This window comes from Lysobacter sp. DMC97, from assembly GCF_056313745.1.
The window spans coordinates 25,364-48,427 of sequence record NZ_JBQUZR010000005.1 but is presented as its reverse complement, the minus strand read 5'-3'; the positions used below and the strand labels follow the sequence as shown (position 1 = coordinate 48,427).

Here is a 23,064-nt window from a genome sequence, read left to right as displayed (position 1 = left end):
GCTCAGCCCACGGGTTCGAAGCGGTTGGCGGCGACGTTCTTGCGGACCTTCAGCGGGTCCCAGATGCGGCCGTTCATGGCGATGTAGACGCCCGGCGGCAGCGACTGCACCGCGCCGACGGCGGTGCCGATGTTGAACTCCGCATCCGAGCCGCGGAAGCGCGCCGGGTTCAGCGCGCCTGTCAGCACGATGGTCTTGTCGGCCACGCCGGCCAGCACCTTCGCGGTGTCGACCATCGTGTCGGTGCCGTGGGTGACCAGCACGTGCTTCGCCGGCTGTGCGGCGATGGTCGCGCGCATCAGCTCGCGATCCTCGGCCGAGATGTGCAGCGAGTCCTTGCGCAGGATCGGGATCACCGTGAACCGGAACGCCACGCCCAGCTCCTCGAGGATGCGCCCGATCTGCGGATCGCCGACCTGGTAGTCCGACTTGTCGTCGAAGTAGATCTTGTCGATGGTGCCGCCGGTGGTGACGATCAGGAGCTGGTCCATGGGCGCGGGTCGCAGAGGTCGGACGAGGGCGGCATGGTACCGCGCCGGTCGCGGGCCCGCGAACAAGCGGCCGGCGGCGCGCTTCGAGCACAATGCACGAAGCGCGTCGACAAGGCCCTACAGCGCCGCGAACAGCGTGTCCGACAGCGCCTGCAGCAGCGGGTTCAGCATCACGCCATACGCCGCCGCACGTGCGGTGTCGCGCATCAGCGGCTGCCGCACCTGCGCCGCGCTGGCGGTGCGCACGCTGCGCTCGGCGCGGTGGAACTCCAGGCAGCGCGGGTCGAACGCCAGTCCGCAGGCGTCCAGCAGCGCACGGACTTCCTGCTCGAACGCGGCCAGCAGGCGTTCGTATTCCTGCAGCCGGATGCGGGCCGGATCGCGCGCGCGCCACTGGTCCATCGCCGCCTCGCAGGTGCGGATGTACACGCCGATGTCGTGCAGGTCGCAGGCGAAGTGCGGCAACTGGTAGAACTGCTGGCGGAAGCAGGACCAGCCGGTCTCCACCGCGTCGCGCCGGGCCTCGATCACCGTCGCGCCGGGCAGCATCGCGCGCAGCACGCCGGTGTACTTCCAGTTCTCCGGCATCTTGTCGGTGAAGCGCGGGCGTTCCGTGCGCCAGCGCGCGGTGCGGGCGAGGTAGTCGCTGCCGAGCCGGTGCCAGTCCGCGGCGCTGGCCTCGGGCACCCACGCCGGGAACGCCTTGCCGCGGCGGACCGACTCCTCCTGCAGCACTTCGCCGAGATCCGGCAGCTCGCTGGCGCCGGCCACGTCCGGGTGCGCGGACAGGATCTGCTCGACCAGCGTCGAGCCCGAGCGCGGCAGGCCGACGATGAAGATCGCCTCGCGACCCAGCGCCGGATCGACCGGCGCCGGCAGTGTGTCGGTGACCCGCAGCGCGTCGCGTGCGAACGCCTGCAGCACGTCCGCGCGCCACGGCGCCTTCGCGCGCAGGCGCGCATTGGCCGCGCTGATCGCCGCGAAGGCTTCGGGGTAATGGCCGCGGTCTTCCTCGGCCTTGCCCAGCGCGTAGGACATCGCGATCCAGTCCTCCTCGTGCACGCCGGGGCGGGCCCGCAGCGCACGCAGGGTGGCGAGGTCGTGCTCGGTCAGCGGCCGGGTCTTGATGTTGCTCAGGCCGCGCCACGCATCGCCGCAGGTCGGCGACAGCCCGAGCGCCGCGCGATAGTGCGTCGCGGCCTCGTCGAAGCGGCCGAGGTGGGCGAGGGCGTCGGCGACGAGGATGCGGCCGGGCAGCAGGGTCGGCGCCAGCGCCAGCGCGCGCTCCAGCGCCTCGATCGCCGGCACGGTCTCGCCGCGCAGCTGCAGCGCGCGGCCGAGGTTGAACCACGGCATCGGCTGGGTGTCGTCGAGCGTGCACGCGCGCTGCCATGCGGCGATCGCCTGTTCATGGTCGCGCAGCCGGTTGTGGGCGATGCCCACGTCCGTCCACAGCACCGCGTCGTCGGGCCAGTGCACCAGCGCGCGCCGCAGCCGTTCGAGCGCCTGCGGCACGCGGTTCGTCCCCATCAGCACGAAGGCCAGCCGGCGCAGCGCTTCCGGATGATCGGGATGGCGCGCCAGCGCGGCTTCGAACAGCGCCTCGGCGCGGGCGGGCTGGCCGTCGCGCAGGGCGCGGGCGCCGGCATAGAGGCGTTCGGCGTCTTCGTCCGGAAGACCGGCGAGGCGGGGATCGCGGCCGCCGGCGACGGCCGGGCCAGGGGGCGGATAGATCGGGGTGTTCATCTCGGTGCCTGCCTTGGCGAGTGAGTGAGAAGCCTGCGTCCTGCAGTCAGTGTGCCGTCGTCATCTAGGGTGTCTTGAGGCGCGACTTCCCGAAACGGGCGCGCAGCCCGGGGGCATTGGCGGCGAACACCACCACCAGTGCGAGGACGAGTTCGATCAGGCCCGCGACGCGGGCCTCGGGATGCGCCCAGGCGCTCATCACGCCGTGCGAGAACCACGCCAGCGCGAACACGCCGGCCCAGAATCGCGCAGTGGCACGGCGCGCCAGCACGCCCAGCGCCAGCAGCAGCGGCGGCACGCCGAAGACGATCCACGCAGCGACGCGGTCGTGGTCATTGCGGAACCACAGCGCGTACAGCACGACGAGGCCGAACAACGCGGCCAGCAGCATGCGGCGTTCGCCGGGACGGGAGGGATCCATCACGCTCACCGGGTCGTCCTCACTGCAGCTTGAGGGCGAGGGTGGCGATGCGCCGGCCCAGCGCGCGGGCGAGGGCGGCCTCGTCGTCGCTGGTCTGCGGGTCGTCCTGGCCGCCGGCCACGTGGCTGGCGCCGTAGGGCGTGCCGCCGGTGCGCGTGGTGTTGAGCTGCGGCTCGGTGAACGGGATGCCGGCGATCACGCAGCCGTGGTGCAGCAGCGGCACCAGCATCGTCAGCAGCGTGCTTTCCTGGCCGCCGTGCTGGGTCGCGGTCGAGGTGAACACCGCCGCCGGCTTGCCGACCAGCGTGCCGCTGGCCCACTCCGCGCCGAGCGTGTCGAGGAAGTACTTCACCGGCGCGGCCATGTTGCCGAAGCGGGTGGGGCTGCCGAGGACGAGGCCCGCGCATTCGGCCAGATCGCTCGCCTCGACGTAGGGCGCGCCGTCCTCGGGCTCCGGCGGCGCGGCCTCGCGGGTCACCGGCGCCACCGGCGGCACCGTGCGCAGGCGCGCGCTCGCGCCGGGCACCTCGCCCACGCCGCGCGCGATCTGCCGCGCCAGCCGCGCCACGGAACCGCCGCGGCTGTAGTAGAGGACGAGGATCTCGGTCATGCGGAAACGACGGTGCTCCGGGAACGTGCGCAGAGCGTAAGGGAACCGTCCACTGCCCACCAGTCCGGCCCACCAGCGCCGCGCGCCCGCGGACGTCGGCTGCTACCCTTGCACGATGCCGTTTCTCGACACACTGCTCACTTGGCGGCCGCCCGGCTGGGACCATGCCCGCGCCGGCACCTTCGCCCGCTTCCTCTGGAAACGCTTCCTCGACGACCGCCTGTTCCAGGCCGCCGGCGCACTCGCCTTCACCACCGCGTTCTCGATCGTGCCGCTGAGCATGGTGGTGTTCGGCATCCTCTCGGCGTTCCCGGTCTACAAGGACTGGAGCGGCCAGCTCACCACCTACATCTTCTCCAACTTCGTGCCCAGCTCGGCGTGGGCGGTGCAGCAGCACCTGGTCGACCTCTCGGCCAACGCCGGCAAGCTCACCGCGGTCGGCGTGATCGTGCTGGTGGTGTCGCTGCTGATCACGCTGACCAGCATCGAGGCCACGTTCAACCGCATCTGGCGCGTGCCCACGGCGCAGCTGAAGTTCGGCCGGCTGATGGTGTACTGGACGGTGATGAGCTTCGGCGGCCTGCTCGCCGCCGCCAGCCTCGCGGTCTCGGCGCGCTTCTTCGCGCTGTCGATGTTCCAGACCGAGCCCGGCCAGGTGCTGGAGACGGGCATGCTGCGGATCACGCCGGTGCTGATCGAATTCGTCGCCATCGCGGTGATCTACCGCGTGGTGCCGCACCGCACGATCCGCTGGCGCCACGCCGCGCTCGGCGCGCTGCCGGCGGTGCTGATGATCGAAGTGGTGAAGACCGCCGCCGGCTCGTACCTCGGCAGCTTCGGCACCTACGAGAAACTCTACGGCGCGGTGGCCTTCGTGCCGATCTTCCTCGGCTGGATCTACTTCGGCTGGGTCGCGATCCTGCTCGGCGCGTCGCTGGCCTCGTCGCTGTCCGCGTTCCGCTACCAGCCGGCGTCGCAGCGGCTGCCGATCGGCTACGAACTGCACGGCCTGCTGCGCCTGATCGGCCGCTTCGACGAGGCCCGGCACAAGGGCCGCGGCCTGCATCTGGACGACATCCGCGAACTGGAGCCGTCGCTGACCGACGCGCTGGTGCAGCAGATGCTGGGCCAGCTCAACGGCATCGGCCTGCTCGTGCGCGCCGAGAGCGGCGAATGGCTGCTGGCGCGCGACCTCGACGATCTCACCCTCGGCGAACTGTACGAAGCCTGCCAGCTGCGCATCCCCGTTGCCGAAGCGTGGCTGCCGGCGCGCGAGGACGCACTGGGCCAGGCCTCGATCGAGGCCATCGACAGCCTGCGCGTGCCGCTGCGCGAACTGCTGAAGCGCCCGGTGTCGTCGCTCTATCGCAAGGAGTCCGCATGACCTTCTCCGTTCGCCCGCTCGCCGCCGCGCTGGCGGCGCTGTGCCTGCTCGTCGCGTGTTCGTCCGGCGACGACGCCGGCCACACCACCGCACCGCCGAAGGCCGCCCCGGCCGCCGCGCCGGCACCGACGCCCGAACCGGCCGCGGTCGCCGCACCGGAGCATCCCGGCCTGAAGATCGCCACCGTCGACGGCGCGACCTTCGACCTCGCCGCGCATCGCGGCCGCTGGGTCGTGGTCAATTTCTGGGCCACGTGGTGCGCACCGTGCCTGAAGGAAATGCCCGATCTCGATGCCTTCGACGCCGCGCGCGACGACGTCGACATGATCGGCCTGGCGTACGAGGAGATCGAACCGCAGGCGATGCGCGATTTCCTCAAGCAGCGGCCGGTGCGCTACCCGATCGCGATCGTCGACACCTACGACCCGCCGGCGGATTTCCCGACGCCGCGCGGGCTGCCGATGAGTTACGTCATCGCGCCCGACGGCCGCGTCGCGAAGGAGTTCCTCGGCCCGGTGACGCCGGCCGCGCTCGACGCGGTCGTCGGCGGCAAGACCGACCTGGCGAAGGCCGGCGCGGCGAAGGTGGGCGGATGACCGCGACGGCCGCCGCGCGCTTCCTGGTCTCCGGGCGCGTGCAGGGCGTCGCGTTCCGCGCGTACACCCGGGCGCAGGCACAGGCGCTGGGCCTGCACGGCTTCGCCCGCAACCTCGCCGACGGCCGCGTCGAAGTGCTGGCCGTCGGCGACGCCGCGGCGATCGAGCGGCTGGCCGAATGGCTGCACACGGGCTCGCCGATGGCGCGGGTCGACGCGGTCGTCCGCAGCGAGGCGACCGACGCCGACGTCCGGGACGCCGTAGCCGCCGGGGTTTTCCGGGTCGGCTGACCCCGCCGCGGGCGGCTTGCCCGCGTGACTTCATGACGACATGCCTTCCGGGCATTGGACCCGGCGGGCGGGCACATGGCATCAATCCCTACGAGCCCGATAGGAATTGATCCCGTGCTGACCATGAAGGCCAAATACGCCCTCCGCGCCCTGACCGAGCTGGCCCGTGCCGGCGAGTCGCGGCTGCAGGCGCATGAACTGGCGGAGCGCACCCGCGCCCCGGTCAAGTTCCTGGAATCGATCCTGGTCGAACTGCGCGCCGCCGGCTTCATCGACAGCCGGCGCGGCCATCGCGGCGGCCATCTGCTGGCGCGTTCCGCCGACCGGGTCATGGTCGGCGACGTCATCCGCGCGATCGATGGCCCGCTCGCGCCCGTGCGCTGCGCCAGCGTCACCGCCTACGAACCCTGCCGCGACTGCCCGGACCCGGAGACCTGCGCCCTGCGCGCGCTGATGCGCGAATCGCGCGACGCGCTCTCGCACGTGCTCGACCGGCGCAGCCTGCGCGCGTTCGCGGACGCGGAGGTCGCCCCGGCGCCGCTGTCCGTTCCCCCGTTGTCCGCCACCGCGTGAAGGAGCACGACGTGAAGCGTACGTCCCCAGTCGATCCGCCGGGCACGACCGCCGGTGTCCCGCCGATCGGCACCGCGCTGAGCGAGCACGAGCACGCGGTCATCGCCGCGCTGCGCGAGATCTCGTTCGGCGAAGTCGAGGTGGTCGTCCACAACGCCCGCATCGTGCAGATCACCCGCAGCCAGAAATTCCGCTTCGGCGAACGCTGAAGCCCCGCCCGCCACGCGCCGACCGGACCGCCGGACGCGCGACCCCTCGAATATGGAAATGATGGAGTCGACGATGTCCCCCCTGCCCACGCGACACCCGCCCCGATTGCGATCGGTGCTGCTGGCGTTCCCGCTGCTGTTCACCGCGCTGTCCGTACACGCGCAATCCACCACCGACCAGGCGCTGCTGCAGCGGCTGGAAGCGGTCGAACGCCGGCTCGGCCTCACCCCGTCGCCCGACGGCGACGGCGCCGCGCTCGCCGATCTCGACCAACGCCTGCGCGTGATCGAGCGCAGGCTGGAACTGCAGGCCGAAGAAGCCGCGGCGAAGGCCGCGCGTGATCCGGTGGTCGCGCTCACCGCCGCCAAGGGCCTGTCAGTGAAGTCGCCCGACGGCCTCGAAGTGAAGGTCCGCGGCCTCGTGCAGGCCGACGCGCGCCACTTCATCGGCGACGACAAGGTCCCGCAGAACGACACCTTCCTGCTCCGCCGCGTCGAGCCCACGCTCGAAGGCACCTGGGGGCCGCTGATCGGCTTCCGCGTGCAGGCGCAGCTCGCGGGCGACACCGCCACGCTCAACGACGCCTACGTCGACCTGAAGTTCGATCCGCGCGCCACCGTGCGCCTCGGCAAGTTCAAGGCGCCGGTCGGCCTCGAACAGTTGCAGTCGAGCGCGAGCCTCGCGGCGATCGAGCGCGGCCTGCCGACCGAGCTCACGCCGGCGCGCGACCTCGGCGTGCAGTTGCAGGGCGAACTGGCCGAAGGCCGCGTGAACTACGCCGTCGGCGTGTTCAACGGCACGCCCGACGGCCGCGACACCGTGGCGTCGAATCCCGACAACGAATTCGAATACGCCGGCCGCGTGTTCTGGGAACCGTTCCGCAACGCGGCGAACGCGTGGTCCGGCCTCGGCCTCGGCGTCGCCGCCAGCGTCGGCGACGTCTACGGCACCGGCAACAACCTGCTGCCGCGCTACCGCACGCCGGGGCAGGCGCAGTTCTTCGGCTACGCCTCGAACATCGCCGCCGACGGCCTGCATCGCCGGTTCTCGCCGCAGGCGTACTTCTATCGTGGCCGCGGTGGCCTGCTCGGCGAATACGTGACCTCCGAACAGGCGGTGCGCGTGACCAGCGGCGCCAATGCCGGTCGCAGCGACCATCTCGAACACAAGGCCTGGCAGCTGTCGGGCAACTGGGTGCTCACCGGCGAGGACGCCGGCTACCGCGGCGTGGCCAAGCCCAACCATCCGTTCGCGATCGACGACGGCGGCTGGGGTGCGTTCGAACTCGTCGGCCGCTACGGCGTGCTCGACATCGACGACGACGCCTTCCCGCTGTTCGCCAGCGCGTCCGCGTCCGCCAGCGAAGTCCGCGCGTGGACCATCGGCCTGAACTGGTACCTCAACAGCAATCTCAAGCTCGTCACCAACTACACGCAGGCCTCGTTCGACGGCGGTGCCGCCGGCGGCACCGACCGCGAGGACGAGAAGGCCGTCTTCACCCGCGCACAATTTTCGTTCTGATCCGGAAGCCATGACCATGTCCACGACTTTCCGCAACGTCCTCCTCGGCATCGCCGTCGCACTGGCGGCCGCCGCGTCGCCGTCCGCACGCGCCGGCGACAAGGAACTGCTCAACGTCTCCTACGACCCCACGCGCGAGTTCTACGCCGACGTCGACGCGCGCTTCGCCGACGTCTGGAAGCAGCAGACCGGCGAGACGCTGAAGATCCGTGCCTCGCACGGCGGCTCGGGCAAGCAGGCGCGCGCGGTGATCGACGGCCTCGAAGCCGACGTCGTCACCCTCGCGCTGTCGGCCGACATCGACGCCATCGCGCAGAACGCCAAGCTGTTGCCGGCGAACTGGCAGACGCGCCTGCCGTACAACTCCTCGCCGTACACCTCCACGATCGTGTTCCTCGTGCGCAAGGGCAATCCGAAGAAGATCGCCGACTGGGGCGACCTCGCGCGTCCGGGCGTCGCCGTGATCACGCCCAATCCCAAGACCTCCGGCGGCGCGCGCTGGAACTATCTCGCCGCCTGGGCCTGGGCATCGAAGCAGTACCGTGACGGCGGCAAGGTGGTCGACTTCATGTCGAAGCTGTTCCGCAACGTGCCCGTGCTCGACACCGGTGCGCGCGGCGCGACCACCACCTTCGTCGAGCGCGGCATCGGCGACGTGCTGATCGCGTGGGAAAACGAAGCGCTGCTGACGCTCAACGAAGCCGACACCCGCGGCAAGTTCGAGATCGTCGTGCCCAGCCTCAGCATCAAGGCCGAGCCGCCGGTGACGTGGGTCGACAAGAACGTCGCGAAGCACGGCACCCGCAAGCAGGCCGAAGCCTACCTGCGCTTCCTGTACAGCCCCGAAGGCCAGCGCCTCGCCGCGAAGCATTTCTATCGCCCGGCCGAACCCGACAAGGTGCCGGCTGCGGAACTCGCGCGCTTCCCGAAGGTGACGCTGGTGACCATCGACGATGCGTTCGGCGGCTGGAAGAAGGCGCAAGCCGAACACTTCGGTGACGGCGGCTTCTTCGACCGCATCCAGCAGGCGTCGCGATGACCGCGGCCGCTGCCGACATCGCCGTGCCCGTCACCAGGCCGACGCCGAATCCGCTTCCCGGGTTCGGCCTCGGCCTTGGCCTTGGCATGGCCTGGCTGGGCACGGTGGTGCTGCTGCCGCTGCTCGCGCTCAGCGTGCGCGCGGCACAGCTCGGCGGCGACGGTTGGCTGCGCGTGCTGCGCGACGAACGCGTGCAGCAATCGCTGAAGCTCAGTTTCAGCGCCGCGCTGGTCGCGGCGCTCGTGTCGTTGCTGGCCGGCACGCTGATCGCGTGGGTGCTGGTGCGCTACCGCTTCCCCGGCCGCCGCCTGATCGACGCGCTGGTCGACCTGCCGTTCGCACTGCCGACCGCGGTCGCCGGCATCGCGCTGACTGCGATCTATTCGGCGAACGGCTGGGTCGGCCACATCGTCGAGCCGATGGGCCTGAAGATCGCGTACACGCCGATCGGCATCGTGCTCGCGCTGGTGTTCATCGGCCTGCCGTTCTCGGTGCGCACGGTGCAGCCGATCCTCGAAGCGATGGGCCGCGAATCCGAGGAAGCCGCGGTCTCGCTCGGCGCCTCGCGCTTCACCGCGCTGCGCCGCGTGGTGTTCCCGGAACTGCTGCCGGGCCTGCTCACCGGCTTCTCGCTGGCGTTCGCGCGCGGGCTCGGCGAATACGGCTCGGTGATCTTCATCGCCGGCAATCTGCCGTACAAGACAGAGATCGCGCCGCTGCTGGTGACGATCCGCCTGGAGGAGTACGACTACAACGGCGCGATCGCGATCGCGGCGCTGCTGCTCGCCGCTTCCTTCGCCTGTCTGGTCGCGATCAACGCGATCCCGCTGCTGTTCGCGCACGAGCGCAGGAGGCTTCGTCGTGGCGGATGATCTGCAGTCCCTTACCGAACCGACATGGCTGCGCTGGCTGCTGATCGCGCTGGCGATGCTGGTCATGGGTGTGCTGGTGGTGCTGCCACTGGGCATGGTGCTGAGCGCCGCGTTCGGCGCCGGCTTCCGCGCATGGTGGGCGGCGCTGGCCGAGCCCGATGCCGTGGCCGCGCTCAAGCTCACGCTGTTCACCGTGGCGATCGTGCTGCCGATCAACGCCGTCTTCGGCCTGATGATGGCGTGGGCGGTCACGCGCTTCGAGTTCCGCGGCAAGCGCCTGCTGCTGTCGCTGCTCGACCTGCCGTTCGCCGTGTCACCGGTGGTCGCGGGCCTGTGCCTGGTGCTGCTGTTCGGCTCGCACGGCTGGTTCGCCGAATGGCTGCAGGCGCACGACGTGAAGATCCTGTTCGCGCGGCCGGGCATCGTGCTGGCGACGCTGTTCATCACCTTCCCGTTCGTGGTGCGCGAGCTGATCCCGCTGATGCAGCAGCAGGGCGCCGAGGAAGAACTCGCCGCGCGCTCGCTCGGCGCCAGTGCATGGACGATGTTCTTCCGGGTGACGCTGCCGAAGATCCGCTGGGGCCTGCTCTACGGCGTGCTGCTGTGCGGCGCGCGCGCGATGGGCGAGTTCGGCGCGGTGTCGGTGGTGTCCGGGCACATCCGCGGCCTCACCAACACGCTGCCGCTGCACATCGAGATCCTGTACAACGAATTCGATACCGCCGCGGCGTTTGCCGCCGCCTCGCTGCTGTCGGGCATGGCGCTGGTGACCCTCGTCGCCAAGTTCTGGTTGGAATGGAAACACGGCGATGCCATCGCCGCCTCGCACGGGAAGCATTGATGACACGGGTCGACATGAAACGCTCGCGGACTCCGCATTCGTCGCCCACGGCGCCGATGCCGGTTCTGCCATTGCCGGGACGCGTCCCGGCGCGACGGGAATGGACACACGGCGACGCGATCGTCGTCTTTCAGGGGAAGCATTGACATGCAGTTGCGCATTCGCGGTTTGAGCAAGCGTTATCCCGGCGTCGCGGCCCTCGACCGGGTCGATCTCGACATCGCGTCGGGTGAACTGATCGCGCTGCTCGGCCCTTCCGGCTCCGGCAAGACCACGCTGCTGCGCGTCGTCGCCGGCCTGCTGTCGCCCGACACCGGCAGTGTGCTGTTCGGCGAGCGCGACGCGACGCGGCTGAGCCTGCGCGAACGCAACGTCGGCTTCGTGTTCCAGCACTACGCGCTGTTCCGGCACATGACCGTGGCCGACAACATCGCCTTCGGCCTGCATTGCCGGCCGCGCGCGCAGCGTCCGCCGCGCGCGGAGATCGCGCGTCGCGTCGAGGAACTGCTGGGCCTGATCCAGTTGCCCGAACTCGGCGGCCGCTATCCCGACCAGTTGTCCGGCGGGCAGAAGCAGCGCGTCGCGCTGGCGCGCGCGCTGGCGATCGATCCCAGCGTGCTGCTGCTGGACGAACCGTTCGGCGCGCTCGACGCCAAGGTTCGCGTCGAACTGCGGCGCTGGCTGCGCAAGCTGCACGAACGCACCGGGCAGACCACGCTGTTCGTCACCCACGACCAGGAAGAGGCGCTGGAGCTGGCCGATCGCGTCGTGGTGATGCGCCATGGCCGGATCGAGCAGGTCGGCACGCCGGACGCGATCTACGCGGCGCCGGCGTCGGCGTACGTGTTCGGGTTCGTCGGTCGCGGCAACGCGCTGGAAGGCGGCGTGCGCGACGGCGTGTTCTCCACCCATGACGGTGCGGTGACGCTGCCGGCGCCCGAATGCGAGGAGGGCGATGCGGTCGCGCTGCTGCGCCCGCACGAACTGCAGCCGGCCGACGCCGGCGCGGGCATCCTCGGCACCGTGGTCGCGCTGCATCGGCGCGCGGACCGTACCACCGTCGAACTGGCGGTGGGCCAGGGCACGCAGCCGTTCGAGTGGGACATGGCCGACGCCCCCGGCGTGCCGACGCCGACGCCGGGCCAGCAACTGCTGCTGCAGCCGCTGCGCGTGCGTTTCCTGCGCCAGACGGCGTGATCGATCCGCGTCGTCAGCCCGGACCGGGCCGCGCTATCGCGCGGCCATCGCGCCATTCGCGCTCGTCGGCGACGAGCGCCGCGGTGTCGAGCCATTCGAGGATCGAGCGCACCGTGACCACCGGATAATCGTCGGACAACCGCGTCGCCACCGGATGGTCGGTGAACACCAGGTTCGCCGAGAACAGGCCGCCAAGCACGCGCTTGGTGTACGGAATGCGGACGTGGCCGGGCCGGTAGCCCAGCGATTGCGCGATGCGCCACGCCTGCGCGCGATCGCGCACGTCGTCGCGCGTCGCCGCCGCGAGGTGCTCCAGCACCCACGCGGTCGAATTCTCGTAGTCGTCGCTGCCGGGCCGCGCGATCAGGTTGTAGCGCGGCAGGAACAGCGGGTCGTCGCGCAGCGCGACCAGCGTCGCCGCCAGTCGTTCGGCGACATCGGGCCGCAGCCAGGTGATGCGGGCGTCCTGCGCGACGAGGTCGTCGGCGAAGAAATTCACCAGACCCTGCGCGTACAGCGCCGAGCGGTCGCTGCCGCAGTCGTTGAGCAGGTGCACGACGGTCCAGCGTCCGTCCGCGTGGTCGCGCACCGCGAAACCGGCGTGGCTGTAGCGCAGGCCCTGCTTCGACAGATCGGTGCCGACCCGCGACACCAGCGCCACCGGCGCGTCCGTGGCGTCGAGCGCCGCGACGACGGTGCGCGCCGTGGCCGCGGCATCCGCGACCGCGCGCGGCGACGGCGTGGTCGCTTCGCAGGTTGTGCCCGCGTGCGCGAGCGGCAGCGCACTCATGCCGGCCAGCGCGAGTGCGCCCGCGAGCGCCCACACATGCAGGCGCCGGCGCATCACGTCAACGCACGCGAGTGGATGTGCGTGCGCGTGGCGTCGTCGGCGATGAAGCACAGCGCCTCGTCCGCGGCCATCAGCAGCCAGCCTCCGCTGACCGCTACCGCGTCGACGGTCTTGCCGGCGGCGATCGCCAGCCGTTCGACCGCTTCCACGGAAAGATGGACCACGAACGAGGCGCCGAGCCCCACTCCCGAGACGGTGATCGCCGCCACGCCGCCGACGACGGCGACGCCGGTGATCACGAACTTGCCGCCCTGCGCCAGCGCGTGCAGCGCCGCCACCGGCACTTCCGCCGAGGCCATGACGCTGGCCTGCGACTGGCGTTCCGACGCGTTCGCATGCGCATCGGCGGGCGGCATCAGCAGGCCGCCGAGCACGACCACGACGCCGGCGAGGCGGATGCGCAGCGAATTCACGACCGGCGTGCGCGAGCGGCGGGGCAGGTGGATGAGCATGGATTTCTCCTCGGGAATGATGCGCTGCGTTCAGTGCACGTCGATGGCGCGCTCGGTGCGCACCTCGCGGCCCCCGAGCGCATGGGTGGCGACCATGCGGTAGTGGCCGGCGGCCGGCACCGTGGCGAGCAGCAGGTAGTTGCGCGGATCGTCGCTGATCAGGATGCCGCGGGCATTGCGCAGGTTTGCCCGCGCCATGCCCTCGAACACCCGGCGACCGCGTGCGTCCTCGATCCACACGCGGATGTCACCGAGGTTCGCCAACGCTTCGCCGTTGTCGCTCGCCAGCACCTCGATCAGCGTCGGCGTGCCGGCCTGCCAGCCGGATTCGACCATCGGCAGCATCAGTTCGAAGCGCGGCCGCAGCGACACCGCGCCGACGATCCGCCCCGCGCCTTTGCCCGCGGGCACGAAGCGCAGGCGCCACGTGCCGGGCGCGGCGTCGCGCAGTTCGGGCAGGAAATAGACGGCGCCGAGTTCCGGATGCACCGCCTGTTCGGCGGGCATGCGTTTCAGTGCGGCGCCGGTGTCGCTGCGGACCGTGCGGCCCGCGGGATCGATCAGTTCGACCTTCGCCAGCGGCGCGGTCGAGCGCAGCGAGCCGAACACCATGCGGTGGGCATCGGCGGTGACCGCGATGCGCGTTTCGACCGGCGTGGCGCCGATTCGCAGGCTGATGCCGGACGTGGTTTGCGCCCATGCGCTGCCCGCGGTCATCGCCAGCAGCACGAGCGCAAGGCCGGCGCGGCGGATGGCGGGCAGGGCGGGTGCAAGCGGCATGGGAGTCCCCGGATCGGTCGCGGTCGCGACCCGGTCGAGCAGACACCGGGCATCGCCGCCGTTGCAATCCGACTGTACCGAGTGTAGATAACGAGGCTTCCCGGTATCGGAAAACGCGACTGATGGCCGTCTCCGTCGAACTGATCGACGCCCTGAAGCGCCTGTTGCGCGGCCAGGGCCTGACTTATCGCGAGCTGGCCTCGCGCATCAAGATGAGCGAGGCGGCGGTCAAACGCATGTTCTCGCTGCGCGCGATGAGCCTGCAGCGGCTGGAGCAGATCTGCGACGTGCTGGACATCGGCCTGGCCGAACTGGCCGCCGAGTCCGCGCGCGGCCGCGACAGCATGGCGCAGCTGACCGAGGCGCAGGAAAAGGCGCTGGTGTCCGAACCCGCGCTGCTGCTGGCGCTGTTCCTCAGCCTCAACCGCTGGCGCCAGCAGGACGTGCTGGCGCAGTTCGCCTTCACCGAGCCGCAGTGGACCGGATTGCTGGTGAAACTGGACCGGCTGGGCATCATCGAACTGCTGCCCGGCAACCGCGCCCGCGCGCTCACCGCGCGCAACTTCCGCTGGCGTCGCGGTGGCCCGATGGAACGCTACTTCCGCGAGAAGCTGCTGACCGACTACTTCGCCGACGCCTTCGACGGCGAGCAGGACGGCCTGTTCCTGCTCACCGGCAGCCTCAGCATCGACGGCATCCGCCACATGCGCCAGCGCCTGGAAGACGTGGTCCGCGAATTCGACACGCTGCTCGCCCGCGACGCCACGCTGCCGGCGAAGGAACGCATCGGCGTGAGCCTCGTCCTCGCCCAGAAACCGTGGCTGCTGCAACTGTTCCAGGGCTACCGCCGCGCGCTCGACGCCGCCGTGCCGAAGTAGGGTGGGCCCAGGCCCACCGTTGCGACGCGTCCGTTGCCGCGAACGACGATCGAAGCGTGTCGAACGTCTGCGATCGCGCCCCGCTGCCTCACTCCACCCGCGAAAACCCGAACAACGACGCGAGCGGATGCTGGCGCCGTTCGATCAGGCTGCGCAGCAGGCCGGCACCGATCGCGGAGTAGGTGATGCCGTTGCCGCCGTAGGCCATCGCGAACAGCACGCGCGGGCCGTGCTGCGGATGCGCGCCGAAGAACGGCAACCCGTCGTCGGTCTCGGCGAAGGTGCCGGCCCAGCTGAAGGCCGGGACGAGGTCGAGATCCGGGAACAGCTTGCGCACCTTCCTCTGCAGCCTGCGCGCCTTGCCTTCGACGCGCCGGTCGCGCCGCGCCGGGATGTCGACCGCGTCGTCCTCGCCGCCGACCAGCAGGCGGCCGTCGCCGGTGGTGCGCAGGTAGAGATACGGACGCGCCGATTCCCACACCATCGTGTCCGCCAGCGGGCCCAGCGCCTCGGCGTCGACCGGATCGCTGATGAAGGCGTAGCTGCTGCGGTTGCGGGCGTAGCGCCGATCCAGCCACTGCTGCGACGCGTAGCCCGCCGCGATCACGACGTGATCGGCCTTGATGGACAGGCCGTCGGCAGTGCGCAGCGTCACCTGCCGCGACGTCGTCTGCAGGTCGGCGATGACGGTGCGATCGTGGATCGCCGCGCCGGCGCGCTGCCGCCGCGCCAGCAGCTTGTGCGCGAGGCGATACGGATCGACGCGTGCGCCGAGGGCGCTGAGGATCGCCGCCGGCGCATCGATCCCGTACTCGTCGCGCAGCTCATCGCGTTCGAGCCACGACACATCGAACCGGTGCTTCCTGCGCAGTTCGAATTCCTCGCGCATGCCGGAGACATCCCGCCGGCGGCTGGCGTAGTAGAGACTCTCCATAGGCGCGAAGTCGACATCGCGCACTTCGCGCGCGAGCGCCTGGACCAGCGGGATCGCCGCGGCGCAGGCGCGGTAGGCCAGCGCGGCGTCGCGCTCGCCGTAGTCCTTCGCGAGATCGACCATGTGGGTGTCGATCTCGTACTGCAGCAGCGCCGTGCTGGCGGCCGTGCTGCCCCAGCCGATGTCGCGCTGTTCGACCAGCGCCACGTCGTGGCCGTGCGTGGCCAATTCCTGCGCGATCAGCGCGCCGGTGATGCCGCCGCCCACGATCGCCACGTCGCAGCGCAGGTCGCGTTCCAGCCGCGGGAACGGCGACATCAACCCGTTCTTGATCGCCCAGAAGGGATAACCGCTCTTGAGATCCATCGCCCGATTCCCGTGCACTGCCGATGTGGCGCGCGGAGCATAGTCCCTGCCGACGTGCCGGCACCTGAGGGATGCGGTTTGCATGGCGGCACATCGCGCGCATTGCAGGATGCGGCGTGATTTCCGCGGAAATCGCGGTCGTCCTCTCCAGATGTCGACGACCTCGATTCCACACCGTCATCCCGGTGAAAGCCTGGATCCCGCTTTCCGGAAATCGAACGACGCCAAGGCTGGGCCCCGGCTTTTTCCGGGGTGACGGGATAGGGTGCAGCCGTGTAGCGCAGCAGGGTCGCGGTGAGCGCAGCGAACCCCACCATCACGAAAGGTCCGTTGCGATGACGATTGGAAACGTATCGTGTGTGTCCATGCCGATGAAGCGCATGCCGCAATGTGTGGTGGGGTTCGCTGCGCCCACCGCCACCCTGTGGATCGCTCCACCCTACGTGTTGCAGCGTCTGGAATCGCGGCAGGCTGAAGACCGCATCGTGGTGGACGATCTCGTACTGGTTCTTCCACCACCCGAACCGGATCGTTCTCTCTGCCATGGCGCGACGCTCCCGTGATCGCGAAGGCATAGCCGGAATGGACTGCCGGCGAGCGCAGCAGGAACGCCTGCGCGCCCGTCGGCATCATCGTGACCCTGCCGCCCTCGCGCGCATTTGCCCGCGATCAAATCGGGGATGCGGCATCCGCAAGGGAACGACGATGACCGTCGTCACCCGGCCCGTCATGCCGCTCTTGGCGTGTCGGCGCATTCCTGCGTGCTGGATCGGGCGAGCGTGGTCTTCAAGTGCTTGCCGAACTGGTATCCGGCGGAGGCGACGCCGATGCCGATGAAGGCGGCCAGCATGCCGACGAACAGCTTCCTGATCATGGGAGTCTCGAAAGAGTGAGGTGCATCCGCAGTCTGCCCGCAGGGACGTGGCCGCGCGCGTATCGGAGGTCAGCATGACTTTGGTCGTGGCTCGCGTCAGCGTCGTGACCCGGTCGCCCCGTCGCCCGAGCAGGGTGGCGGTGAGCGCAGCGAACCCCACCATTGCGATGGGGCGGGTGTGGTGTTGCTCGAAAACGTGCCGTGTGTCCCGGTCGGTGGCGCGCATGCTGCAGTTCGTGGTGGGGTTCGCTACGCTCACCGCGACCCTACAGGTCACTCCGCCCTACGCACTGCGCGGTAGGAGGGATGGGCAGAAATTTCGTCTAGAAATATGGTTTTTGCTTTCAGTAGATCGTCCAGTGATATGCCGAGAGAATCAATGTCGCCGAATTCTTTCTGGAATACGATGCCGGAGTCGTCTTGCATATGCACAAGTAGCTCGTGTCCGTCCGTGTTGATCGCGAAAATCACCGGATCGACTGCCTCTTGATCCAGAATGGATTCTTCTGGTTCTATGAAATACTGGATTTCAATTACGAAAAATCTGGAAGGAAATTCGAATCTCGCCGGACAACGTGTCTTCTGAAGTTTGATGATTTTTTTCAGGTTGGCCCTGCGATATTGTGTGGTCATTTTCAATCATGGAAATGAGTCGTTTGGCCTGGAAAGACTCCAGCTCGGCGCGCGGATATACGGTGGGCCGCTGCTTTGATCTCAGGTTGCGTCTTTCTCGCTCTCTGCGAGAGTGTGATTGCCTTCATCCCACCCCAAACCCCTCCAACGGCTCCACCACCGAATACCTCTCTTTCTTCGGCTTGCCCTCCAGCGGCGGGAAGTCGATGGTCTCGGCCGGGATCGCGGTGTCGGGGAGGCGGTCGAGGAGGTCGCGGATCAGGGTGAGGCGGCCGCGCTTCTGGTCGTTGAAGTCGACGAGGGTCCACGGCGCGTGCTTGGTGTGCGTGGCTTCGAGCATCGCCTCGCGGGCCTTGGTGTAGTCGGCGTATTTCGTGCGCGCGTCGAGGTCGATGGGCGAGAGCTTCCAGCCCTTGAGCGGGTCTTCGCGGCGTTCGGCGAAGCGCTTTTCCTGCTCGGCCTGGTCGCAGCACAGCCAGTACTTGAACAGCAGGATGCCGTCGTCGATCAGCATCCGCTCGAATTCCGGCGTCTGCTTCAGGAACGCCTTCACCTGCCGGTCGTCGGCGAAGCCCATGACCTTCTCGACGCCGGCGCGGTTGTACCAGCTGCGGTCGAACAGCACGATCTCGCCGCCCGCGGGCAGGTGGGCGATGTAGCGCTGGAAATACCACTGCGTGCGCTCGCGGTCGTTCGGTTTCGGCAGCGCGACCACGCGGCACTGGCGCGGGTTGATGTGCGCGGAAATCGCGTCGATCACGCCGCCCTTGCCGGCGGTGTCGCGGCCTTCGATCAGCACCAGGATGCGCTGCCCGGTGTGGGTGACCCAGCGCGCCATGTCGGCGAGTTCGCGCTGCATCGGTTCGAGCAGGGCGTCGTAGTCCTTGCGCTTGAGTTTGTCGGGTTTGCTCATGGAACGGGGTCCGGTCGGCGAAGCGATGGCTTGTCATCCCGAGCCTCGCGAGGGACCTGCTTTTCCGGAACCTCGGCGAGCGCAAACAGAAGCAGGTCCCTCGCGAGGCTCGGGATGACAGGGAAGGGTCAGGCCTTGCGCACCGTGCGTTTCGCCGGGGCGCGCTTGCGCGCGGGGGCGTCGTCTTCGTCGCGGGCGCCGGCGGCCATGCTCTTCGCGACTTCGAGCAACGCGCCCTGCTGCTTGGTGTTGAGCGCGCGGTAGGCGGCGAGCAGGCCGTGTTCGCCCTTGGTGCGGGCGGGATCGAGTGTGCTGGCGAGTTCCGACAGCAGCGCGCCGGCGGGTACGCCGAAGGTACGGGCGAGGGCGTCGATCTGGTCGCGGCCGGGCATCTTCTCGTCCTTCAGCCAGGCGCTGACGGTGTTGACGCCGGCGCGCGGGATCGCGGTCGCGAGGTCGGTCACGGTCAGGCCGGTGGCCTTGGTCAGCAGGCGCAGGGTGGTGCCGATGGACATGGGATCACTCCTTGAGGCGGGGCCGCAGCGTGGCGAGGTTGCACGGCCGCGTGCGGGCGTCGAGCTGGGCGCGGACGATCTTCTCCCAGGCGGTGCGGCAGGCGGAGGTGGAGCCGGGCAGGGCGAACAGGAAGGTGGCGTTCGCCAGGCCGGCGAAGGCGCGGGACTGCAGCGTGCTGGTGCCGATTTCCTCGAAGCTCAGCGCGCGGAACAGTTCGCCGAAGCCAGGCATCTGCTTGTCGAGCAGCGGCAGCAGCGCTTCGGGCGTGGAATCGCGGCCGGTGAAGCCGGTACCGCCGGTGACGAGGATGCCGTCGACGGCGGCGTCGGCGATCCACTGCGAGACGAGGGCGCGCAGCTGGTAGCGATCGTCGGGGAGCACGGCGCGGGCGTGGAGGCGATGGCCGGCGTCGGTGAGGGCTTCGGCGAGGTACGCGCCGGAACTGTCGTCGGCGAGGGTGCGGGTGTCCGAAACGGTCAGCACGCACAGCGAAAGCGGGATGAAGTCGGGCGCTGCGGTCATGCCCGGCAGGGTAGCCCGAAACCGGTGGGCGGGGAATCGAGCGGCTGGCCGCTCCGTCGCGGGCCGGCCGTTGTCCTTGCGCGACGGCCGCGGGGGCGGCCACGGGGCATGCGCATGGCGGCGAGTCGGATCGGTTGGCAGGTCGTGGCGTGGGGCGTGCTCGTCGCATTGCAGGTGTGGTCGCTGCAGCGCATCGCACGACTGGAAGCGAGGCTGGCCGCGCCGCATGCCGATGCGCGGGGCATGGCGTCCGCGGGCGAACCACCGCCGCCCACGCCGATGGAGGCCGCGATGGCGGCGTCGCTGGCGCGGATCGAATCGCGGCTGGCCGCCGGTGTCGGGCCATCCACCGCGGCGGTTGCGCCCGCGGCGCGGCGACAGGATCCGGCCTTGGCGATGCCGCTGGACGCCGCCGATGCGCGACTGGCGATGCTGCTGCCCGCCGGCAGCACGCTGAGCGAAGGCCAGCTCGACGCGCTGCGGGCGCGGATCATGGCCCTGCCCGAGGGCGAACGCCTGCCGGTGTCGCTGGCGCTGTCGCGTGCGATCAACCGCGGTGCGGTGCGGATCACGCCGTGAGCGTGCGATCCCGCCGTCTTTCCTTCCCGGCCGATCGACGGCCACATCCCGGAGTCCGTTCCATGCCGCGTTCCGCGATCCTCCGTTCCGCCGCCTTCGCCATCGCCCTGCTCGCCGCGCCGGCGTTCGCCGGCTACAGCTACGACACCGGTATGGAGGTGCGCGTCTATCCGGCGTCGTCCTACGCCTACGGCGGCATCAATTCCGCGCGTCGTTCCACCGACGCCGTGCAGTACATCCACTGCAACACCTACCGTGGCCCGTCCGGCGGCACGCTGGGCAGTTGCAACGCGCGCGACCGCAACGGCGTCAGCGCCAGCTGCACCACGTCCGACCCGCTGGCGATCGACATGATGCAGTCGGTCGGCCCGAGCTCGGTGGTCTTCTTCATGTGGGACGGCAACGGCGTGTGCTCGTACCTCAGCATCACCCACGGATCGCCTTACACCAACTGACGATGCCGGTTGCGGCTCACGCCAGCGGCAGGTGGAAGCGCTTGGTCCCGTCGTAGTCGCGCCAGCCCTGGCCGCGGTACAGCGCCTGCGCGCCGTGGTTGTCGTGCGCGGTTTCGAGTTCGAGGCGGATCGCGCCTTCGCGCTGGCCGAACTCGGCCGCGGCCGACAGCAGCGCCAGCGCAACACCACTGCGGCGCGCGTGTTCGGCGACGTACAGGTCGTTGAGCACGTACAGCTTCGCCGCGCGCACCGAGGAGAACATCGGATACAGCTGCGCGAAGCCGATCGGCGGCGCGTGCTGCACGCCCTCGGTGCGGGCGATGAATACGGTGGATTCGCCGCGGCTCAGGCGCGCATGCAGGAACTGCCGCGCGGTTTCGGGATCGCGCGGCTGGCCGTAGAAGAAACGGTAGTCGGAGAACAGCGGGACGAGGTCGCCGAGATCGTCCAGACCCGCGCGCCGGACCGCGATCGCGGCGCGGGGGAAGGACCGCGGCGACGGCGCGGCGCTCACGGCGCTTCGCTCAGCTCGACCAGATAGGTGGTGGTGCCGCCGCCGATGTCGATGCGCCAGCCCTTGTTGTATTCGCTGGCGTCGACGCTGTTCCAGTTGCGCAGGGTGATCGTGGCGTTGGTCGGCTCCAGCACGCGCACCTTCAGCTTGCCGGCGGTGACGGTGGTGCCGCTGACCGTCGGCTGCACCGGCGTCTGCACCTGGAAGATCGCGGTCGTGCCGCTGCCCAGCGTGAAGTTGTCGCGGACGGTGAGCTTGCGGTTCGAGAAGTCGAGCGCGCGGGTCCAGCTCTTCACGTACGTGGTGCCGGCGTAGGCGGGCGCGAGGTTGGAGTTGACGGTCAGCGCGCCGCCGGCGCCGGGGGTGACGGTCATCGTCGAGGTGGTGCCGTAGCACTGGTGGACGACCTTGTCGTTGGCCGGGCTGCCGCACTGCGACACGCTGGTGTTGCTGCGCTCGAAGCGCAGCGTGTTGTGCACTTCGCTGCCCTGCTGGATGCCGCTGTGGGTCCAGATGTTCTCGGTCACCGACAGCCAGTCGTTCGCGAACAGCGTGAACGCGCCCTGGTCCTGGTGGGCGTGGCTTTCCATGTACGGGCCGGCGACGTAGGACATCCACATCGCGGCCTTGTCCCAGCCGGTGCGCGCGAACAGGTGGCCGGTGCCGCTGCCGAGGTAGTACAGCTCGCTCGGCGCGGTGCCGCCGGTGCCGGCGGGCAGCAGGTCGTAGCGGAAGTTGAAGCCCGAACCCATCTGCTGGACGCTGATGTTGTTGAGCCACCAGCTGGCGATGCGCTGTGCGGTCGCGTCCTGGGTGAGGTGACGCGCTTCCAGCACCAGGCGGCGGTGGTAGTCGTAGATGTCGGGCGTGGAGCTGCGCGACTGGTCGCCCAGCGGCGCGAAGCGGTCCAGCGTCGGCACCGTGGCGTGCACCCACCAGCGGATGGTGTTGCTCTCGTGCGGGTTGGCGTTGGCCAGGTCGATGCCGGTGGCGTCGCGCCACATGCGGTAGATCTCGAACAGCCGCATCTGCGCGGTGCCGTAGCCGGTGCCTTCCTGGCTGCCGCCGGTGCCGAGGGCGCGGTAGTAGGCCTCCAGCTTCGGCAGCTTGTCGGTCTTGAGCAGGGCCATCCACGTGTTGCTGCGCGAGGCCAGCGCCCAGGACATCGTCGCTTCGAGGAAGCTGTAGTGGTAGTTGTTGCCCGGGTTGTCGATCGACCAGCCGCTCCACGGCGCCGAGCGCGTGCCCCACTTCGCGTTCTGGAAGTTCCAGACGTTCCATACCGCCTGCTCGGCGTAGGCCGACCAGCGTGTGCGCTGCGCGGCGGTGAGGAACGACGCGCAGGTGTCGTAGGTGATCGACAGGTCGCCGATCATCGGGCCGACGTCGAGATAGGAGTCGTAGGCGACTTCGGGATTCTGGCCGGCCGCGATCGCGGTCTCGGCCTGCGCCACCTGCGTTTCGACCGTCTTGACCGCGTGCGTGCAGTACTTGCCGTCGCGGGTGATGCGGTACATCAGCGCCGAGTCGCGGGCCTGGTAGGCGTAGCCCGGGTTGCCGGCGACGGCGGCGTCGACCCAGGTCCTGAAGCGGGTGTACGGCGTGCGCGCGGTGTCGACGAAGGTGAGGTTCATCGGGATCTGCGCCAGCTGCGCGGCGCTGATCGCGCCCTGCGAGCGCAGCGGACGGTGGCCGGTCTCGGCCAGCGGCGCGCGGACGGTCTCCGCCTGCGCGTTGCGGCGCGCCAGCATCGCCTTGAGCGGGGCACCGACGGCAAGGCCGGCGATGGTGGCGACGGCGATGGCGATGGCGACGGTGCGCAGCCGGAAGGCGGGCGCGGAACGGGGCGAAGCAGCAGCGGGGGAAGACTGGCGCGGGGGCATGGCGGTCACTCGGGCTCGCATCCTTGACGATCACATGTGGTGTCCGCGCCCCCTGGTGCGCCCCCGTCCGACCGGAGCGCAGCGCGTCGGTCGCCGGATCGCGACCTGAAGCGAGTGTGGCCGG

The 23,064-nt window shown here is 69.8% G+C and carries 28 protein-coding genes and 1 pseudogene; 14 read left to right on the top strand and 15 right to left on the bottom strand.

What is annotated here, in order from left to right; genetic code table 11:
* Positions 1-2: 2 nt before the first annotated feature.
* The 4 genes from ACT53Q_RS12045 to wrbA form a co-directional block, all read right to left on the bottom strand.
* Positions 3-491: an asparaginase domain-containing protein gene (locus ACT53Q_RS12045; protein WP_476186893.1), complete on the bottom strand. Its 489-nt coding sequence runs from the start codon at positions 489-491 to the stop codon at positions 3-5.
* Positions 492-608: 117 nt separating this feature from the next.
* A complete protein-coding gene (locus tag ACT53Q_RS12040) occupies positions 609-2,237 on the bottom strand; it encodes a tetratricopeptide repeat-containing sulfotransferase family protein (protein ID WP_476186892.1) in 1,629 nt (542 codons plus the stop codon).
* Positions 2,238-2,301: 64 nt separating this feature from the next.
* Positions 2,302-2,658: a DUF2069 domain-containing protein gene (locus tag ACT53Q_RS12035; protein ID WP_476186891.1), complete on the bottom strand. Its 357-nt coding sequence runs from the start codon at positions 2,656-2,658 to the stop codon at positions 2,302-2,304.
* A 19-nt stretch (positions 2,659-2,677) separates the two neighbouring features.
* A complete protein-coding gene (gene wrbA / locus ACT53Q_RS12030; protein ID WP_476186890.1) occupies positions 2,678-3,268 on the bottom strand; it encodes an NAD(P)H:quinone oxidoreductase in 591 nt (196 codons plus the stop codon).
* Positions 3,269-3,383: 115 nt separating this feature from the next.
* On the opposite strand from wrbA, the gene ACT53Q_RS12025 reads away from it, so the two are divergent.
* The 10 genes and pseudogenes from ACT53Q_RS12025 (at position 3,384) to ACT53Q_RS11980 (ending at position 11,791) form a co-directional block, all read left to right on the top strand.
* Positions 3,384-4,652: a YihY family inner membrane protein gene (locus ACT53Q_RS12025; RefSeq protein ID WP_476186889.1), complete on the top strand. Its 1,269-nt coding sequence runs from the start codon at positions 3,384-3,386 to the stop codon at positions 4,650-4,652.
* On the top strand, positions 4,649-5,248 hold the full coding sequence (locus tag ACT53Q_RS12020; RefSeq protein ID WP_476186888.1) for a TlpA family protein disulfide reductase: 600 nt from the start codon (positions 4,649-4,651) through the stop codon (positions 5,246-5,248). The genes ACT53Q_RS12025 and ACT53Q_RS12020 overlap by 4 nt, the downstream gene beginning before the upstream one ends.
* The gene (locus ACT53Q_RS12015) at positions 5,245-5,538 is read left to right on the top strand and encodes an acylphosphatase (protein ID WP_476186887.1); all 294 of its coding nucleotides are present in this window, start codon (positions 5,245-5,247) and stop codon (positions 5,536-5,538) included. The genes ACT53Q_RS12020 and ACT53Q_RS12015 overlap by 4 nt, the downstream gene beginning before the upstream one ends.
* 123 nt (positions 5,539-5,661) lie before the next feature.
* Positions 5,662-6,111: an RrF2 family transcriptional regulator gene (locus tag ACT53Q_RS12010; protein WP_476187193.1), complete on the top strand. Its 450-nt coding sequence runs from the start codon at positions 5,662-5,664 to the stop codon at positions 6,109-6,111.
* An 11-nt stretch (positions 6,112-6,122) separates the two neighbouring features.
* Complete coding sequence (locus ACT53Q_RS12005) at positions 6,123-6,320, top strand: YezD family protein (RefSeq protein ID WP_476186886.1); 198 nt, start codon at positions 6,123-6,125, stop codon at positions 6,318-6,320.
* Between the two features lie 73 nt (positions 6,321-6,393).
* A complete protein-coding gene (locus ACT53Q_RS12000) occupies positions 6,394-7,842 on the top strand; it encodes an OprO/OprP family phosphate-selective porin (protein WP_476186885.1) in 1,449 nt (482 codons plus the stop codon).
* A gap of 10 nt (positions 7,843-7,852) precedes the next feature.
* Entirely contained in the window at positions 7,853-8,881 is a 1,029-nt protein-coding gene (locus tag ACT53Q_RS11995; RefSeq protein WP_476186884.1) for a sulfate ABC transporter substrate-binding protein, read from the top strand.
* A 9-nt stretch (positions 8,882-8,890) separates the two neighbouring features.
* Positions 8,891-9,753, top strand: a pseudogene (cysT, locus tag ACT53Q_RS11990) (sulfate ABC transporter permease subunit CysT).
* The gene (cysW, locus tag ACT53Q_RS11985) at positions 9,743-10,594 is read left to right on the top strand and encodes a sulfate ABC transporter permease subunit CysW (protein WP_476186883.1); all 852 of its coding nucleotides are present in this window, start codon (positions 9,743-9,745) and stop codon (positions 10,592-10,594) included. Before cysT ends, cysW begins: the two are co-directional and overlap by 11 nt.
* A gap of 147 nt (positions 10,595-10,741) precedes the next feature.
* Positions 10,742-11,791 (top strand): sulfate/molybdate ABC transporter ATP-binding protein, encoded by a 1,050-nt coding sequence (locus ACT53Q_RS11980; protein WP_476186882.1) that lies wholly within the window; start codon positions 10,742-10,744, stop codon positions 11,789-11,791.
* Between the two features lie 13 nt (positions 11,792-11,804).
* Here the strand turns inward: ACT53Q_RS11980 and ACT53Q_RS11975 are convergent, their stop codons facing one another.
* Genes ACT53Q_RS11975 through ACT53Q_RS11965 form a run of 3 tightly spaced genes read right to left on the bottom strand, consistent with a single transcriptional unit; the run spans position 11,805 to position 13,873 of the window.
* Complete coding sequence (locus tag ACT53Q_RS11975; protein WP_476186881.1) at positions 11,805-12,635, bottom strand: DUF2145 domain-containing protein; 831 nt, start codon at positions 12,633-12,635, stop codon at positions 11,805-11,807.
* On the bottom strand, positions 12,635-13,093 hold the full coding sequence (locus ACT53Q_RS11970) for a hypothetical protein (protein WP_476186880.1): 459 nt from the start codon (positions 13,091-13,093) through the stop codon (positions 12,635-12,637). The genes ACT53Q_RS11975 and ACT53Q_RS11970 overlap by 1 nt, the downstream gene beginning before the upstream one ends.
* A 30-nt stretch (positions 13,094-13,123) precedes the next feature.
* Positions 13,124-13,873, bottom strand: a complete 750-nt coding sequence (locus ACT53Q_RS11965) for a hypothetical protein (RefSeq protein ID WP_476186879.1) — start codon at positions 13,871-13,873, stop codon at positions 13,124-13,126.
* Positions 13,874-13,995: 122 nt separating this feature from the next.
* Between ACT53Q_RS11965 and ACT53Q_RS11960 the strand changes: the two genes are divergently transcribed.
* Positions 13,996-14,751 (top strand): helix-turn-helix domain-containing protein, encoded by a 756-nt coding sequence (locus ACT53Q_RS11960; protein WP_476186878.1) that lies wholly within the window; start codon positions 13,996-13,998, stop codon positions 14,749-14,751.
* A gap of 88 nt (positions 14,752-14,839) precedes the next feature.
* Here ACT53Q_RS11960 and ACT53Q_RS11955 read toward each other — a convergent pair whose 3' ends face one another.
* The gene (locus ACT53Q_RS11955) at positions 14,840-16,051 is read right to left on the bottom strand and encodes an NAD(P)/FAD-dependent oxidoreductase (RefSeq protein WP_476186877.1); all 1,212 of its coding nucleotides are present in this window, start codon (positions 16,049-16,051) and stop codon (positions 14,840-14,842) included.
* Positions 16,052-16,410: 359 nt separating this feature from the next.
* Here ACT53Q_RS11955 and ACT53Q_RS11950 point away from each other — a divergent pair, with 359 nt between their 5' ends.
* A complete protein-coding gene (locus ACT53Q_RS11950; protein WP_476186876.1) occupies positions 16,411-16,614 on the top strand; it encodes a hypothetical protein in 204 nt (67 codons plus the stop codon).
* A 164-nt stretch (positions 16,615-16,778) separates the two neighbouring features.
* Here ACT53Q_RS11950 and ACT53Q_RS11945 read toward each other — a convergent pair whose 3' ends face one another.
* The 5 genes from ACT53Q_RS11945 to moaB form a co-directional block, all read right to left on the bottom strand.
* Positions 16,779-16,925 (bottom strand): hypothetical protein, encoded by a 147-nt coding sequence (locus ACT53Q_RS11945; RefSeq protein WP_476186875.1) that lies wholly within the window; start codon positions 16,923-16,925, stop codon positions 16,779-16,781.
* A 273-nt stretch (positions 16,926-17,198) separates the two neighbouring features.
* Entirely contained in the window at positions 17,199-17,558 is a 360-nt protein-coding gene (locus tag ACT53Q_RS11940) for a hypothetical protein (RefSeq protein WP_476186874.1), read from the bottom strand.
* A gap of 124 nt (positions 17,559-17,682) precedes the next feature.
* Positions 17,683-18,471 carry a polyphosphate kinase 2 gene (gene ppk2, locus ACT53Q_RS11935; RefSeq protein WP_476186873.1) on the bottom strand — a complete coding sequence of 263 codons (789 nt, stop codon included), beginning with the start codon at positions 18,469-18,471 and terminating at the stop codon, positions 17,683-17,685.
* Positions 18,472-18,599: 128 nt separating this feature from the next.
* Complete coding sequence (locus ACT53Q_RS11930) at positions 18,600-18,986, bottom strand: helix-turn-helix domain-containing protein (protein WP_476186872.1); 387 nt, start codon at positions 18,984-18,986, stop codon at positions 18,600-18,602.
* A 4-nt stretch (positions 18,987-18,990) separates the two neighbouring features.
* Positions 18,991-19,509: a molybdenum cofactor biosynthesis protein B gene (gene moaB, locus ACT53Q_RS11925; protein WP_476186871.1), complete on the bottom strand. Its 519-nt coding sequence runs from the start codon at positions 19,507-19,509 to the stop codon at positions 18,991-18,993.
* A gap of 114 nt (positions 19,510-19,623) precedes the next feature.
* Here moaB and ACT53Q_RS11920 point away from each other — a divergent pair, with 114 nt between their 5' ends.
* Both ACT53Q_RS11920 and ACT53Q_RS11915 read left to right on the top strand, forming a co-directional pair.
* A complete protein-coding gene (locus tag ACT53Q_RS11920; protein WP_476186870.1) occupies positions 19,624-20,088 on the top strand; it encodes a hypothetical protein in 465 nt (154 codons plus the stop codon).
* Between the two features lie 62 nt (positions 20,089-20,150).
* The gene (locus ACT53Q_RS11915) at positions 20,151-20,543 is read left to right on the top strand and encodes a hypothetical protein (RefSeq protein ID WP_476186869.1); all 393 of its coding nucleotides are present in this window, start codon (positions 20,151-20,153) and stop codon (positions 20,541-20,543) included.
* 16 nt (positions 20,544-20,559) lie between these two features.
* Here the strand turns inward: ACT53Q_RS11915 and ACT53Q_RS11910 are convergent, their stop codons facing one another.
* Both ACT53Q_RS11910 and ACT53Q_RS11905 read right to left on the bottom strand, forming a co-directional pair.
* Complete coding sequence (locus ACT53Q_RS11910) at positions 20,560-21,057, bottom strand: N-acetyltransferase family protein (protein WP_476186868.1); 498 nt, start codon at positions 21,055-21,057, stop codon at positions 20,560-20,562.
* Positions 21,054-22,940 (bottom strand): hypothetical protein, encoded by a 1,887-nt coding sequence (locus tag ACT53Q_RS11905; protein WP_476186867.1) that lies wholly within the window; start codon positions 22,938-22,940, stop codon positions 21,054-21,056. The genes ACT53Q_RS11910 and ACT53Q_RS11905 overlap by 4 nt, the downstream gene beginning before the upstream one ends.
* Between the last annotated feature and the right edge of the window lie 124 nt (positions 22,941-23,064).